Genomic DNA, 15,257 nt, shown 5'->3' with positions numbered 1-15,257 from the left:
GCCTCTACTTCACCGCACTAACCACGCAAGCCTATGCTCTTCGTCGACATGCTTTTTGTGGTGGCGGTTGCCATTTCTTTTATCCCGATTCTCACGGGGTATTGTGCCCATAGCCGGGGTCGGTCTTTCTGGCTGTGGTTTGTGTTGGGCTGGGTGCTGCCGATAGCCTCGTTCTTCCTGCTCTTCGCCCTGATAGCGCGCGACGAACTGGACCCCGGCCGCCGGCTCCTGGCCGAGGCCAAGCAAATTCTGCGCGACGCGGAAGAGAAGGCCAACGCCATCAGGAGCCAACGCTAGCTTGGTTGGGCTGCAAGTTGAGCCACAATGGCCTGAGCCACCCAGGCTCCTGTGCTAAAGCACCCTTGTAATAAATACCCGCCCGTAGGCGCTTCCCAATCCAGCATTTCTCCGGCCACATAAGTTCCCGGCCGCTGCCGCAGCATCAGGTGCTCATCCAAGGCCGAGAACTCAATGCCACCAGCTGTAGATATGGCTTCATCCAGCGGACGCAGGCCAGCTACGGGCAGTGGCACGGCCGCCAGGAGCTCCGCCATGGCCTCCGCGCCCAGAGTCGCTACGTCGGGCTGGGCTTCGCGCAGCAGCGTGGGCACGGGCGGGCCCAGGTGCAAGGTTTTGCGTAAAAAATCAGGCAGGGAGGAGCCCGGGCGACGCTGCTGCAGCTTGGCCATAAGGGCGGCAGGAGTCAGGTCGGGCTTCAGGTTGAGATGCAACACTGCCAGGCCCCCGCTGGCTAGCGCGGCCCGCAGCTGGGGCGTGAGGGCGTACACGGGCGTGCCTTCCGCACCGTATTCGGTCAGCATGATTTCGCCCCGCACCTCGGGCCCGTCGTTCACGCGCAAGGCAATATTTTTGAGTGGGGCGCGGCCGGTTTTCTGTTTAAAAAACGGCGACCACGTCACTTCCGCGCCGCAGTTGGCCGGCGCAAATGGCACGACGGGCACGCCCAGTTCCTGTAGCAGCGGCACCCAGGTACCATCCGATCCGGTTTTAGCCCAACTTGCTCCGCCCAGGGCCAGTACGGTAGCAGTGGGCTCAATGATAAACTCCCGGGCCGCTTCCAGGCCGGCGCTTTCGTCGCGCAGGCGCAGGCCATTATCTCCCGCAAACCCCAGCCAGCGGTGCCGGAAATGAATTTCTACGCCCAGTTCGCGCAGCCGGTTCAGCCAGGCGCGCAGCAAATCGGCGGGCTTGTGCGCGGCCACCGGGAAAATGCGCCCACTGGTTCCCACGAAGGTTTCGATGCCCAAATCAGCGGCCCAAGCCCTGAGCGCAGTCGGTGAAAAGTGGCTGAGTAGGGCAACAAATCGGGCCTCTTCTACGCCATACCGCCCGGCAAAACGGCTCAACTCTTCATTATTGCTCAGGTTGAAGCCGCCATGCCCGGCCACCAGGAACTTGCGCCCCACCGTGGCTTGCGCTTCGAATAGATGCACCTTGTGCCCGGCTTCGGCCAGCCGTTGAGCTGCCATCAGCCCAGCTGGCCCGCCACCGATAATGGCTACGAACGTCGCTGCGCTTAATGAAGAATGAGGAATTACGAATGAAGAATTTACCGTCCGTAGTTCTTCTTGCTGCTCCTCAGAGTCTTCGTTATTGCCCGCTTTTAATTCCTCATTCCTCATTCGTAATTCTTCAATAAGCGCATCGTAACGCTACGCTTCGCTTTCCAGAATGAGCTGCCGGCGATACCGGGCCAGGATGGCCGACTTGAGGATGAAGCCGAGGTAGCGGCCGTCTTCTTCGCACACGGGCAGTGCCCAGGCGCCGTGGCGGTCGAGCAGAGCCAGTGTATGTTCCAAATCGTCGTTGGGGCCCACCACGGCGGGGGCGGGCTTCATCAGCTCGCTCACTTTGGTGGTTTGGTAGTGCGCGTCGTCAAAGAGGGCGTTGCGCACGGCATCGAGGCTGATGACGCCAAGGAGCCGGCCGCCGGAAGCCACCACTGGAAATAGGTCACGCGAGGAATGCCGGAAGATGTCCACCAGCTCGCCGAGTGTGGTGTTGGGCCGCACCGGGATAAAATCGGTTTCGAGCAGCTTGCGCGGGTCGAGTTGAGCCAGCAGGCCGCGGTCGCGGTTGGCGTACACGTCCACGCCGCGGGCCGTGAGCTTGCGAGTATACACGGAATACGGCTCGAAGTATTTGGTAATGAGGTACGACGAGCTGCTGACCACCATCAGGGGGACAAACAGGGCGTAGCCGCCCGTAATCTCAGCAATGAGGAAGATAGCCGTGAGCGGCGCATGAATGACGCCCGCCAGAGTGCCCGCCATACCCAGCACCACAAAATGCACTTCGGGCACGTGCGTTAGCCCACTTAAGTTGATGAGACGGGCAAAGAAAAACCCCGCCATGGCTCCCGCAAACAGCGAGGAACCGAACATGCCACCATTGCCGCCGCTGCCCACCGTGATGCTGGTAGCCACCACTTTCAGCAGCATGCTAAACAACACCAGTACCAGCAGCAGCCAGGGGTTATTGTCCTGATAAACTGAAAAAATACTGCCGTCGGTAATGTGCTCGGGGTGGCCACGCAGCAGTAGCTCTACCGTGTTGTAACCCTCGCCGTATAGGGTGGGGAAAAAGAAAATCAGCCCGCCGAGCATGGTGCCGCCGAGCAGCACCTTGCGCCAGTTCAGCCCCGGCCACCGGTCAAAAAAACGTTCGAACCAGTGGTAGGTCCGAATCATATAAACGGAGAAAAACGCCGTAAACAAGCCCAATAGCACGTAAAACGGCACGGCATCGACGGGCCAGCTGGTGGTGATGAGCACGAACGGCTGGCCCGCATACAGCGCCTTGGACACCACCGTGGCCGTAGCCGAGGAGATGAGCAGGGGAATAAAATATTGAGCCGGCAGCTCCAGCAATATGGTTTCGACCGCGAACAGCACCCCCGCGATGGGCGAGTTGAAGATGGCCGCCACGCCCGCCGCCGCGCCGCACCCCGTGAGCAGGCGCCGCCGCCGCCGGTCCACGTGCAGCACCCTCCCGATGTTGGAACCCAGGGCCGCCCCCGTCACCGAAATCGGGGCCTCGGTACCGGCCGAGCCGCCGAAACTGACCGTGAGAAAGGCCGTGATGAGCTGCGAATACAGCTTGGAACGCGGTACTATGCTGTTTTCGCGGGCCGTGCTGTAGATAATTGGCCCAATGCCCCGGCCCAACTGACCTCCCAGAAAATACTTGGTAACCAGCACCGTAAGCGAAATGCCGATGATAGGATAAACCGAGGAGGCAAATACCCGGTAGGGCTCGGAGATATCGCCCTGCAGCAGCTGCACCTGCGCCCGAATACAGACTTTAAGCAGCACCGCGGCCAGGCCCGCCGCCGCGCCCACCAATATGCTAAGAATGAGCATGTACATCCGCTCGCTGATGTGGCGCGCTCGCCAAACGAGCAGCGGACGCAACAATCTGTGGACGGCGTGGTGAGGCATAGACGGCAGCGAGTGGTTAACGCATTTCTAGCAACGCAAAAATGGAGCCGGCAGGTGCCTGCGAAACGCTAAAGCTCGGTGGGCTCGCCGATTTTCACGTTGAACTCGCTGGCCGGGCGCCGCGGGTTGCTTACAGCTCCATGATGTCTTCGTTCCAGAGCGTGGGCTCGGCTTCGATGAACTCGTTCATCATATCCACGCACTCCTGCAGGTCGAGGTCGACCACTTCCACGCCGTGGCTTTCGAGGAAGGCCCGCGACTCGCCGAAGGTGCGCGACTCGCCCACGATAACCTTCGGGATTTTGAATTGCACGATGGTGCCGGCGCACATGTAGCAGGGCATGAGCGTGGTATAAATAACAGTGTCGCGGTAAGTGCGCTGGCGGCCGGCATTGGTCAGGCAGTCCATCTCGCCGTGCTTAATGGCAGAATCTTCCTGCACGCGCTTGTTGTGGCCCTGGCCTACAATTTTACCATCCCGGATGAGCACCGAGCCAATGGGAATGCCTCCTTGCGACCGGCCCAGGCGGGCTTCGTCGATGGCAGCTTGCATGAATTCGTCTTTCTGGTTCTGGTCGGTCATGGGTGGGATTTTGATTTTGTTCTCCTTCTATTGACTGTCATCCTGAGCCTGCGAAGGACCTAATGACAACAGAACGATGCGAAGTATTTTAATAACTGCTAGTAGTTCTCACGTAATATGGTCCTTCGCTGTGCGGACGCCAGATAAGGATGACAGATGGTGGACCACGGCTACGTTACCGTGCGCAAATGCCGCGGTAGGGGCAGTGCTCACACTTTTTCAAATCGTCAGTTTTGCGAATGGGCTCCGTCGGGTCCAGAATGCGCAGTACAATTTTACGCACCAATTCCTCCGAAACCTGCACGAAATCCTGCCCTTCGGGGGTGAGAAAGCTTAAGTCCGCCGACAGCAAGCCTTTGTCGAGGTTGCGCATCGACACGATGGCGGTGTTTTCGGTTTCGCGCTTCTCGGTGCTGGCCAACATGAGGCGATAGAGCCACAGCTGGCGCACTTTGTCGGCGCTGGAGGTGGCTTCCCAGAGCAGGCGCTCGGTGGCTTCGGCCGGGGTGAGCTTGCCGCGGTTGGTGAGGTTGAGGTCGTTGGCCTCGACGAGGCCGGTTTTGTAGTCGACCACGCGCAGGCGGCCGTCGGGCAGCTGGTCTACCCGGTCGGCTTTGCCGAACAGGCGCACGGCGAGCGGTCCCGAGCCGGGCACGTCGACGAACACCGTGGCCGCCAGGTCTTTCTCCAGGCTGAACAGGCGCAGCGGTAGGCCCTCGTTCTGCTCCAGACCCTCGAGATAGCGCGAAATAAGGCGCACCGCCACCTGGCCGTACACGTGGTTCAGGCCTTCGTCGGGGCGGGCGTGCTTTTCGGTTTCTTCCTGTCGCAGGGCCTTGCGCACTTCCTCGGACACATGCTTGAGCAGCTCCGGGATGTCGGCGGCCGTGATGGGGCGGGCCTGCTGCTCAAAAGGCATCATCAGGTTTTCCAGCGCCGCGTGCACCATGGTGCCAAAGCTGCCGGCCTCCAGCGTTTCCTCCACGGCGTCGTTTTCCTGGAAGCGGGCCACTTTCGAGAAGTAGAAGCGCAGCGAGCAGGCCAGGAAATCGTTGAGCCGCGAGGGGGAAATGTTGCGTTCGAGCACGCCGCGCAGGGCTGCCAGCATCTCGGGGTCTTTCTCCAAGATGAGGTCGCCCTCGTAAGGGTCGACGGCTACTTCGGTGTCCGGACCGGCCACGCTCACCGTAAGGTCCTCCAGGATGAGCTGCGGGTTTTGCGGCAGCAAGTCGTTCTTCAGTTGGAGCAAAAACCGGCTGCGCTCGCCACTCTTCATGCCCTCAGCGCCGGGCAGCACGTGCACCAAATCAATCCGCTTGGCCCGCTGCAGCAGCCGCCAGAAGTTGTAGGCCGTGATGGCCTCGGCATCGGCGTAGGTGGGCAGCTTGAACTCGGTGAGGACGTCGTACGGAAACAGCGACTGCTGCTTTTTGGGCGCGGGCAGCACGCCTTCGTTGCAGCTCAGAATGATAACGTGGTCGAAGTCCAGGGCCCGGGTTTCGAATAGGCCCATCACCTGCACATCGGCCAGCGGCTCGCCCGAGAAGGGTAGGCGGGTGCGGGCCATCTGCTCGTAGAGAAAGCGCCGGAACGAGCGCACCGACAGCCGCTGCTCCCGGCAATCGAAGGCCGAGTCGAGCTGCTTTATCAGGGTATAGAATAGGTACAGGTACTCGGCCTCAATGCCCGACTGCTTGTCGGAATACACCTGCTTGAGCAAGTCAATCAGCGTGTGGCAGGCCGCAATGATGTCGTCGCAGTTGTCCCAGGTCTTGAACAGTGCCTCAATGAGCGGGTGGTGCGCCCCGAGTTTCACGAGCTCGCTGGCGGGCAGCAGCACCGCGTTCAGGCGCACGATTTCGCGGCACACGTGGTCCAGAACGCCGTGGTATTGGGGCTCGTTGGGCTGGCGGTCCTGCCAGTGCTGGTAGCGGCGCAGGAAGGGGTGGGCCAGCAGCTTGGTCACGGCCAGGTGGTGGTAGCGGGGCACGCCGTAGCCACTTTCGGCGCTGCCCTCCCGGATGCCGGTCAGGTGCACCTCAAACAGCAAGTCCACTAGGTTGAACAGGGGCGTAGCCTGGAAGCTCAGGCCCATGGTCACGTTGTAATCGGGCACTTCGTCGGGCGGCAGGCCGTGGAGCACGGGCAGCAGCAAGGTTTCGTCGGGCAGCACCACGGCCACGGTAGCCTCGGGGTACTGGCGCCGGGCCTCGGCCAGGAGCTGGCCGGCCAGCTTGCCCTGCATGCTGGGGTTGGCCACGCCCAGGTAGCGTACGTGGTGGGGCTGGCCGCGCAGCCACTCCACTCCGCCGCCCATGTTCTCGCGGGGCAGGTTCCACTGCTTGAAATAGCGGCCCAGGTGCTGGCCGGCCCGGTTGGGCGAGCCTTCCTCCAGGTAAAATGGGTCGGCGTCGAAGCGGACTTCGGCCCGGTCGGCGCCGATGAGCAGGCGGATGAGCTTTTCTTCGGCCTTCGACAGGTTGCCCAGCCCAACGAACACGTGGCGGGCCACTTCGGGCTCGGCAGGGTCCTGGATGCGCTTCTCCAGCTTTTCCACGGCCATGCGGTAGGCCAGGCCGGGGTAGGCGAGGTGGTTGGCCAGCATGCGGCGCTTCAGCTCGCGGTACACTTTTTCGAGCTGGTCCCAGAAGCTGAACGAGTGAGCAGCGGCCTTGCTTTTTTCGGGCAGGGCGTCCAGGTCCCAGCGCTCCAAGGCCTTGGCCAGGCTCAGGTACTCAAACACCTTGCGGGTAGGGGCCAGGTTTTGGTCGAGATTGGAGAAGTCACTCAGCAGCAGCCCAGCCCAACCCACAAACCGGTCGAAGTCGAGGTGGGTGTCGATGTTTTTGAGGATGTCGAACAGCAGCAGCTGCAGGGCAATGGGCTCCTCTACCTGCACGCCGGCCAGCTCCACCATGTAGTCTTCCATGGCGGCCACGCGCGGGGCCCACAGCGGCGAGCCGGTGGGCAGGGCCAGGGCCAGCTCGTTTTTGAGGTACACCACGGCCCGGCGCGTGGGCACCACCACTACTATTTCCGACAGCTCATCGAGCGGCCCGGAACCGTAGAGGTCCAGCAGCTCGCGGGCAGTGGCGGCGAGAAAGGAAACGGGCGCCTCAAGCGGCGCAACAGTGGCAGAAGCGGAGAAGGAAGTAGGGCGGGCAGGCATTACGGTAAAGATACCGGAGGCAGCGGATAGGTGTGGCAGCGCGGCGGCGAAGTTGTTTAGAAATTCGTTTTTGGGCCGTCATGCATAGCACAGCAAACCGACGGTTCGTAGCCAAGCAGCTCGCTCGCGCCTCATGTCATGCTGACGAAGGAAGCATCTTATCAGGTGCGAACGAATCGTTGAGCCGTGATAAGATGCTTCGCTGCGCTCTGCATGACAGGAGGCATGGTAGAGCTGCTCCGCTCGGTACGACAGTCGGCCTCCGCACTTTTAGACGGGGTGCTCCCGCCACGGCTCTGTTTCGCAATTGGCCACAAAGTCCAGCAGCAGCTCCAGCAGCTCGGGGCGGGTGTGGGGGCGCGGCACGAGCAGGCCGGGAATATCGGGAGGCACGGGGCTCAACAGCTTGCGCAGGTCCCGGGCCTGGGCCACTCGGAAGCCCATGGTCCAGTCAGCGAAGCTGCGACGCATGCAGGGCCCATCGGCCAACACCTGGCAATTGTAGTGGCGCGGGTCGAATACAATGTGGTTGTAATACAGGTCCCGCACCACCTCTTCCTCGCCTTCCAGCACTTGCAGAAACCGGCCATCGGGGGTGTAAAGGAGCAGACCCGTGATGTGGTGAGTCCGGTTGAAGGCCCGTGCCTGGTGCATCAAGTCCATAAGCTCGGGCGTCTCAAACGGCACCAGCGACTGGCTCTGGTAGATGAGTTGGTAAAGGCCCATAAGCGCAACCAGCAGATGTGACCGCAAGGCTCATGCAACGCTCAAAGGGCTCTGTGCTCCCGGGCCATTGCGAGCCTAAAATTAAGCAAAAGATACCGTAACGCATGAACAATGAAACTGGTAACCAATAGTATGCTTGGGTCGGGCCTCGTTCCAAAGGCTGCGACCCATTCATCAGGGAGCAGGGCCTTAGAGAAAGCTGAGCGGTGCCTGATTACTTTGCCCATGCAAACTCTACTCCTTGTTTATGCGTCTCCGGTTCCTCCCGTTGCTGGCCGTTGGGCTGGCTGTAGCTCCTGCCCAAGCCCAAACCACACCCGCGCCTGCTGCGGCGCCGACCGATGCACCGGCCGAGCCCGTGCTGCTCTGGCGGAAATCCGGCAAAACCGGCCTTGGGCTGAATGAATCACTGCTGAGCAGCAACTGGCGCGGCGGTGGGGTCAACACCATCGGCTTCAATGCCCTGGCCAATCTGCGGGCCAACCGGAAAAGCGGGGCCCACAGCTTCGATAACGAAGCCGATTTCCTCTTTGCCTTTTCCGAAACCAAGGGCCTGGGCTACCGCAAAGGCCAGGACCGCCTGTACCTCGATACCAAGTACGGCCGCGCCATCAGTACCGACTGGGATATGTTCCTGTCGCTGAACCTGCTCTCGCAGTTTGCGCCAGGCTACAAGTACGACAAGGACGCCACTGGCAACGAGCGCGCCCGCCAGGTTTCCGATTTCTTCGCCCCGGCGTTCATTACCGCCGCCTACGGCTTCGAGTTCCACCCCACCACGTATTTCCACGTGCGGCTGGCTCCCTTCGCCCCGCGCCTCACCGTCGTCAACCGCGCCGACCGGTTTGTAGCGGCCCTCGGCGACAAGCCCTACGGCGTAAACCCGGGCCACAGCACCCGCTTTGAAGTGCTGGCCGCCCAAATCCTAGCCGAACTGGATAAGAATATCAGCCCAACCGTCAACCTGAAAGCGCGCTACGTCCTCTTTGCCAACTACGAGCACTTCAACACCCAGGAAATCGACCACCGCCTCGACCTGGGTCTCACCGCCAAAGTGGGAAAATACATCAACGTCGCCCTCAATGGCATCGCCCTCTACGACTACGACCAGGACAGCGGCGTGCAGTTCAGCCAGGGCCTAACCATCGGCATCGCCTACGCCTTCCAGAACTTCGTGGACGAGAAGAAGTAGCGTGGGTTTGCTACCAGCTATTTCGGACTACTGCGCTTTCGGAGTGCAACTCCGAAAGCGCAATCTAACCGTACGGTTCGATGTGAATTAAGACATGCCCTAGTTCGGGAATCTCCTGGCACAGCGTGTCTTTGAGCTGGTGGGCGATGTCGTGGCCTTGCCGGACGGTCAGGCTCGCGGCCACTTTCGCATGCAGGTCGACGTGGTACTGCATACCCGCTTTGCGCACGAAGCATTTTTCCGTGCCCTTTATGCCGTCCACCTGCAGCGCCACCTTTCTGATTTCCTCAATCAGGTCATCATGCAGGTGCTCATCCATGATTTCACCCAGGGCGGGCCGGAAAATCAAGTAGCTGTTGTACAGAATAAACCCGGAGGCAAAAAGCGCGGCCCAATCGTCGGCCGATTCGTACCCTTTCCCCAGAATCAGGGCAATCGAAATTCCAATAAATGCCGCAACCGAGGTAATGGCGTCGCTCCGGTGGTGCCAGGCATCCGCTTTCAGCGACGAGCTGTTGGTTTCCTCGCTTTTCTTAAGGACCAGCCGATAAGAAATTTCTTTCCAGACAATGATGCCGCCGAGGATGTAGAGCGTCCAGGATTTGGGCAGCGCGTGGGGCGTCCCGATGTTTTGGATGCTTTCGTAAGCAATGATAGTGGCAGAGGTAATTAAGAAACCAACCACGAGAAAGGTGACGAGCGGTTCGGCGCGCCCGTGGCCGTAGGGGTGGTTTTCGTCGGCCGGCTTATTGGAATACTTTATTCCCAACAGCACCAGAAAAGACGAAAGGATATCTGTTGTCGATTCGATAGCATCCGCTACCAAGGCGTAAGAATTTCCAAATACGCCGGCTACTCCTTTTATCAGTGCCAAGCAGGTATTGCCAGCAATGCTGAAATAGGTGGCTTTGATGGCGGTTTGTTCGTTTGTCATTATCGGCAATAATATAGAGCGAACTGACTTCAACCGGCTGTATCATCCGGTAGGCAATTGGCTGCTCCACAAGGAACTGGCTGGGCCTTTCGGAGCGTCGGTCGAAATGCGTTGACCTTAACGGTAAGGAAGTGCGGCTGACTACCTTAACGCGTAAATCCGCTCAATTATCTCCACCACTTTCAGGCCTTCCTGCGCGTTGGTGGTTGCGCAGCTGCGCTGCAGCACGGTTTCCACCACGTTTTCAATCACCTGCACGTGGTTGGCGGCCGAGCCCTGGTAGGGGCCGTAGTCGTTGGCGGGGTTGGTGGCCGGCAACTGGGGTAGGGTGTAGTCGCGCAAGTGGCAGTACTCTACTTTGTCCATGTATTGCCCGCCCAGTTTGAGGCTGCCGTGCTCGGCTACCACGGTGAGGCTGCTTTCGAGGTTGCGGTCCCACACGGCGGTGCTGTATTGCAGGGTGCCGCTGCCGCCTCGCTCTAGGTCGAAGGTGACGAGGCCGCTGTCCTCAAATTCGGTGAGGCCGGCGTGGTTGAAGTCGCGGAAGCGGGCGTTGATATTCGTAATGTCGCCGAAGACCCAATACAGCAAATCAACGAAGTGGCTGAATTGCGTGAAGAGCGTGCCGCCGTCCAGTTCCTGGGAGCCTTTCCAGCCGCCGGCCTTATAGTAGCGCGCGTCGCGGTTCCAGAAGCAGTTGAACTGCACAAGGTACACTTGGCCCAGGCGGCCTTCGTCAACCACCTGCTTGAGCCAAGCGGCCGGGGGCGAGTATCGGTTTTGCATCACGCAAAACACCAACCGCCCGGTTTGCAGGGCTGTTTGCACGATGGTTTCGGCATCGGCTTGGGCCAGGGCCAGGGGTTTTTCCACCACCACGTGCAGGCCGTGGCGCAGGCCGGCTACCGCCTGCGGGGCGTGCAGGCCATTGGGCGTGGCCACGGTGAGCACATCGGCGGCCGGGCCGTGCGTTAGATATGCCTCCAGCGAAGCGAAAAACGGCACGCCCGGAAACTCGACGGCCAGGCTCGGCTGCAATTCCTGGCGCACGTCAATCAGGGCGACTAATGTGGCGCCTGGGTAGCGGGAAATTAGGGCCGCGTGGCGCCGACCAATGTGGCCCACCCCGCAGATAACGAAGCGTACTCCGGAGTTAGAATTGCTCACTAAACAGATTTAACGCCCAAAGAAAATGCCCAGGCACGCAATAATGTACTCCTGCTGCTCCGCCGTCAGCCGCGGATGAATGGGCAGCGACAGCACCGCACCGCAAAGCCGCTCTGCCACGGGAAACTGCCCCGCCTGGTAGCCCAGGTAAGCATAGGCCGGCTGCGCGTGCACTGGCAGCGGGTAATAAACCATGGTGGGTACCCCGCAGCGCTGAAGAAAGTGCTGCAAATCGTCGCGACGTCCGGGTTCGGCCAGCGTAATGCTGTACTGATGAAAGACGTGGCTGCTGCGTGGGTCACGGGCCGGGATGTGCAGGCCAGCCATATCCGCCAGGGCCGCATCGTAGCGGGCGGCCACGGCTTGGCGGGTCGCGGTAGCTGCGGGCAGGTGCTGCAGCTTTACCCGCAGCAGGGCAGCCTGCAGAGTATCGAGGCGGGAGTTCAGCCCAATGTGCTGGTGGTGGTATTTCTGGGTCTGGCCGTGGTTGGCCAACTGGCGGAGCAGGTCGGCGCGGGTAGCATCGCGGGTGAGCAGGGCGCCGCCATCGCCCAGGGCCCCCAGATTTTTGGAAGGAAAAAAAGACGTGGTGCCCACTTCGCCCACAGTTCCGGCCTCGGCTTGCCGGCCGTTGGCAAACTGGAACGATGCGCCAATGGCCTGCGCGTTGTCTTCAATCAGGGCCACGCCGTGGTGGGTAGCGAGGGCATGCAAGGCTTCCAAATCGGCGCATTGCCCAAACAAATGCACCGCCACTATAGCTCCCGTGCGCGGCGTGATGGCGGCCTCCACCGCATCTGGGTCTATGTTGAACGTAGTAGGCAGCACATCCACCAGCACGGGGCGCAGGCCGAGCAGCGCTGCAGCCTCCAGCGTGGCTACGTAGGTAAAGGCGGGAACAATGACTTCGGCCCCCGCTGGCAACTGCAAGCTCAGCAGGGCCAGGGTAAGCGCATCGGTGCCATTGGCACAGGGAATCACGTGAGCGCCGCCCAGGTACTCGCCCAGCTCCGTGGCAAAGTGGCTCACTGCCGGCCCCTGGATGAACGCCGCCGATGCCATTACCTCGCGCAGGGCCTCGTCCAGCGCCGGCTGCATGGCCGCATGCTCCGCCGCCAAATCGAGCAGGTGAATAGGAGAGGGAGGAGCCGGGAGTATCAAATGCAGCGGGTAAAAAAAAGTCGGCCAAAGATAGCCGCATCCCCGGCTAGCGGCGCCCAGGGCCGTGCAGATTAGCCGGCGGGAAATTGAGCTAAAAGCAGAATGCGGCTACAGTTGCTTCAGCAGCCAGCTCAACTTGAGCAAGTCGAACGCCCGCAGGCTGGGCCGGGCCGAAAGCACGTTGCGCCGCAGCCGGGGCTCCGCAGCCGCCAGCAGGGCCTGGGCCGCCGTAGCTACGCCCAGCCGACGCAGCCGCAGCGCCAGCCGCAGCAGCCGCGAATGCCGGCTTGCCCCGTTGTGCCCGTGCACCTGCACGAGGTTGCGCACGGCTTCCTCGCTTTTACTCAAAAAGGACGCGCCGGGCTCCAGCCCGTTGTGCAGCACCGGGTTGTCGAGGTGAAAAACGCCAATGCCCGCCGCTGCCAGCGCCAGGCCAAATTTGGTGTCCTCGTGCCCGTAGCCATTCATCTGCTCATCGAGCGGGAATTGAGCTAAAATACCGGCCTGCACCAGCGCGTTGTTGATGGTGAGCTGGGTGTGGGGCTGCTGCTGGCGCGCCGCGGAGGCGCGGGCCTCGCGGGCTTGGCCGTAGTACCAGCGCAGGTGCAAGGCGGGGTCCGTAGGAGGAAGGGTGGTATAGCAGGTGCCGCCGATGAGCACGGGCGCGCGGTGGCGGGCGGCAGCGTACCGGGCCAGAAACTGGGCATCCGGCAGCAGGCTGTCATTATCGAGCAGCAGCAGCCATTCGTGCTGCGCGGCAGCGGCCAGCCGGTTGCGAATCGCGGCGCGGCCCACGTTGTGCGGCAGTTCCTGGTAGCGCACGCCGGGGCGGTGCGCTAGGGGGCGGTTGAGCGTGCGGATGTTTTCGGCCGAGCCGTCGTCGAATAAAAGGATTTCGACCGGGCCGGGCCAGGCCGTTTGCTGCGCGAGCAGGGAGTCAACCAATTCGTTGACGTCGCAGTTGAAAACCGGAATTAATACCGACAGCCCGGGTGCCATGTTAATTGACAAATAGCAATGAGCAATCAGCAAATAATAGACGCACGGATTCGCTTAAACGCGTTTGGCCGAATCCAGCAATTCGCCATCCTTGCACGTGAGCACGCGGTGCGGGTACCGCTCAATTAATTGAAAATTGTGGGTGGCCATTAAAATAGCCGTGCCCGCATTATTGATTTCGCCAAACAGCTGCATGATGCTGGCCGACACGTCCGGGTCGAGGTTGCCGGTGGGCTCATCGGCGAGCAATAGCACCGGCTCATTCAACATGGCGCGGGCAATGACCACGCGCTGCTGCTCGCCGCCCGAGAGGCGGTGGGGCATGCGGTTGGCGGTGCCGTTGAGGCCCACCTGGGTCAGCACGTCGCTGATGCGCTGCTGCTTGCGCGCCTTGCCTTTCCAGCCGGTGGCATTGAGCACAAACATCAGGTTTTCGGCCACGGTGCGGTCCGAAAGCAACTGGAAATCCTGAAACACAATGCCCAGGCGGCGCCGCAGATACGGCACCTTGCTGGCGGATAGTTTCGACAGGGCAAAGCCGGCCACGGTGCCCATGCCGCTCTGCAGTGGCAGGTCGGCATACAGCGTCTTGAGCAGCGACGATTTGCCCGCGCCCGTGCGGCCCACCAAATACGCAAACGCGCCTTTTTCGAGGGAAAACGATACTCCCTGCAGCACCGCTTGCTGCTCCTGCATTATAGTAGCATCGTGCAGCTCAATAACGTTTTCTGTCTGAACCACTGTTTTATCGGGTTAGTCGGGTTGGTGGGTTTTAGCCTTGCGCTATTTCAGTGGGCTAGATTACTGCCGTTTTAGCTCAATAATATGGCCATTAAAACACGCATCGTAATCAGCAATTCTCATGGGTAATTCCCAGCATGATTCACTCAGATTGCCAAGGGCCGCAGCTTGCCAAATTCGAGTTCGGCAATCACGGCGGCCAGCTCCGTTTCCTTGCCTTCGAGCCCGTAGCGGTGCAAATCCTTGAGTGGCCGGTCGGCCCGGAAATACGCAATGAGCACAAAGGCCTCGTCCCGTAACTGAATGTAATCGGGGATTTTGGCCTTGCCTTTTACCTTTATGATGTACATTTCTTTGAATTATGAGTTGGGAATTATGAATTATGAGTCGAGACAATAAGCGCAGCAACCCGTTGGTTGAACAACTCATAACTCATAATTCAGAACTCATAACTTAGTTACGAATTAACCTTCTTGTGGTCGGCCAGAAAAGTGGCCAGGCCTTTGTCGGTGAGCGGGTGGTAGAGCAGCGCGGTGATGACGTTGAGCGGGCAGGTCACCACATCGGCGCCAATCTCGGCGCACTGAATCAGGTGCGGCACGTGTCGCACCGAGGCAGCCAGGACTTCGGTGGGGTAGCCGTAGTTGCTGAAAATCTGCACAATCTGCTCCACTAGCTGCAGGCCGTCGTGGCCGATGTCGTCGAGCCGGCCCACGAAGGGCGACACGTAAGTGGCGCCGGCTTTGGCGGCCAGCAGGGCCTGGCCGGCTGTGAAAATCAGGGTGCAGTTGGTTTTGATGCCCTTGTCTGAGAAGTACTTGATGGCTTTCACACCCTCCTTGGTCATCGGCACTTTCACCACAATGTTGGGATGCAGCTCGGCCAGTTCCTCGCCCTCGCGGATGATGCCGTCAAAGTCGGTGGCGATGACCTCAGCCGACACGTCGCCATTTACCAGCTCGCAGATTTGGCGGTAGTGGGCCATCACGCTGTCCATGCCGCGGATGCCTTCCTTGGCCATCAGCGAGGGGTTGGTGGTCACGCCGTCGAGGATGCCCAACTCTACAGCTTCGCGGATGTCGTTGAGGTTGGCGGTATCAATGAAGAACTTCATGGAAATAAAT

At 60.5% G+C, this 15,257-nt stretch carries 14 protein-coding genes; 2 read left to right on the top strand and 12 right to left on the bottom strand.

Annotated elements, in window-relative coordinates:
* Nucleotides 1–33 precede the first annotated feature (33 nt).
* Nucleotides 34–297, top strand: coding sequence for a hypothetical protein (locus LJ738_RS04090; protein ID WP_227785040.1), 264 nt, complete (start codon nt 34–36; stop codon nt 295–297).
* Here the strand turns inward: LJ738_RS04090 and LJ738_RS04085 are convergent.
* From LJ738_RS04085 to LJ738_RS04065, 5 genes are all read right to left on the bottom strand, one after another.
* Nucleotides 294–1,643 carry a BaiN/RdsA family NAD(P)/FAD-dependent oxidoreductase gene (locus tag LJ738_RS04085; RefSeq protein ID WP_227785039.1) on the bottom strand — a complete coding sequence of 450 codons (1,350 nt, stop codon included), beginning with the start codon at nt 1,641–1,643 and terminating at the stop codon, nt 294–296. The genes LJ738_RS04090 and LJ738_RS04085 overlap by 4 nt on opposite strands.
* A gap of 30 nt (nt 1,644–1,673) precedes the next feature.
* Nucleotides 1,674–3,461, bottom strand: a complete 1,788-nt coding sequence (locus tag LJ738_RS04080; protein WP_227785038.1) for a chloride channel protein — start codon at nt 3,459–3,461, stop codon at nt 1,674–1,676.
* A 130-nt stretch (nt 3,462–3,591) separates the two neighbouring features.
* Nucleotides 3,592–4,044: a nucleoside deaminase gene (locus LJ738_RS04075; protein ID WP_227785037.1), complete on the bottom strand. Its 453-nt coding sequence runs from the start codon at nt 4,042–4,044 to the stop codon at nt 3,592–3,594.
* A 175-nt stretch (nt 4,045–4,219) separates the two neighbouring features.
* Nucleotides 4,220–7,213, bottom strand: a complete 2,994-nt coding sequence (locus LJ738_RS04070; protein WP_227785036.1) for a PD-(D/E)XK nuclease family protein — start codon at nt 7,211–7,213, stop codon at nt 4,220–4,222.
* Nucleotides 7,214–7,483: 270 nt separating this feature from the next.
* Nucleotides 7,484–7,939 (bottom strand): BLUF domain-containing protein, encoded by a 456-nt coding sequence (locus tag LJ738_RS04065; protein WP_227785035.1) that lies wholly within the window; start codon nt 7,937–7,939, stop codon nt 7,484–7,486.
* A gap of 247 nt (nt 7,940–8,186) precedes the next feature.
* Between LJ738_RS04065 and LJ738_RS04060 the strand changes: the two genes are divergently transcribed.
* On the top strand, nt 8,187–9,131 hold the full coding sequence (locus LJ738_RS04060; protein WP_227785034.1) for a DUF3078 domain-containing protein: 945 nt from the start codon (nt 8,187–8,189) through the stop codon (nt 9,129–9,131).
* 64 nt (nt 9,132–9,195) lie between these two features.
* Here the strand turns inward: LJ738_RS04060 and LJ738_RS04055 are convergent, their stop codons facing one another.
* The 7 genes from LJ738_RS04055 to fsa form a co-directional block, all read right to left on the bottom strand.
* Nucleotides 9,196–10,065 (bottom strand): cation diffusion facilitator family transporter, encoded by an 870-nt coding sequence (locus tag LJ738_RS04055; protein WP_227785033.1) that lies wholly within the window; start codon nt 10,063–10,065, stop codon nt 9,196–9,198.
* Between the two features lie 141 nt (nt 10,066–10,206).
* Nucleotides 10,207–11,232 carry a Gfo/Idh/MocA family protein gene (locus tag LJ738_RS21425; protein ID WP_227785032.1) on the bottom strand — a complete coding sequence of 342 codons (1,026 nt, stop codon included), beginning with the start codon at nt 11,230–11,232 and terminating at the stop codon, nt 10,207–10,209.
* Between the two features lie 9 nt (nt 11,233–11,241).
* Nucleotides 11,242–12,393, bottom strand: a complete 1,152-nt coding sequence (locus LJ738_RS04045; RefSeq protein WP_227785031.1) for a DegT/DnrJ/EryC1/StrS family aminotransferase — start codon at nt 12,391–12,393, stop codon at nt 11,242–11,244.
* Between the two features lie 108 nt (nt 12,394–12,501).
* The gene (locus tag LJ738_RS04040; protein WP_227785030.1) at nt 12,502–13,392 is read right to left on the bottom strand and encodes a glycosyltransferase family 2 protein; all 891 of its coding nucleotides are present in this window, start codon (nt 13,390–13,392) and stop codon (nt 12,502–12,504) included.
* Nucleotides 13,393–13,446: 54 nt separating this feature from the next.
* Entirely contained in the window at nt 13,447–14,133 is a 687-nt protein-coding gene (locus tag LJ738_RS04035) for a cell division ATP-binding protein FtsE (RefSeq protein ID WP_410779907.1), read from the bottom strand.
* Nucleotides 14,134–14,279: 146 nt separating this feature from the next.
* Nucleotides 14,280–14,483, bottom strand: coding sequence for a fructose-6-phosphate aldolase (locus tag LJ738_RS04030; protein WP_227785029.1), 204 nt, complete (start codon nt 14,481–14,483; stop codon nt 14,280–14,282).
* Nucleotides 14,484–14,590: 107 nt separating this feature from the next.
* Entirely contained in the window at nt 14,591–15,247 is a 657-nt protein-coding gene (fsa, locus tag LJ738_RS04025; RefSeq protein ID WP_227785028.1) for a fructose-6-phosphate aldolase, read from the bottom strand.
* Nucleotides 15,248–15,257: the final 10 nt, after the last annotated feature.

The organism is Hymenobacter plasmatis (assembly GCF_020711255.1).
GTDB lineage: Bacteria > Bacteroidota > Bacteroidia > Cytophagales > Hymenobacteraceae > Hymenobacter.
Note: the sequence above shows the minus strand (reverse complement) of the source record. Positions and strands in the feature narration are given on the sequence as shown.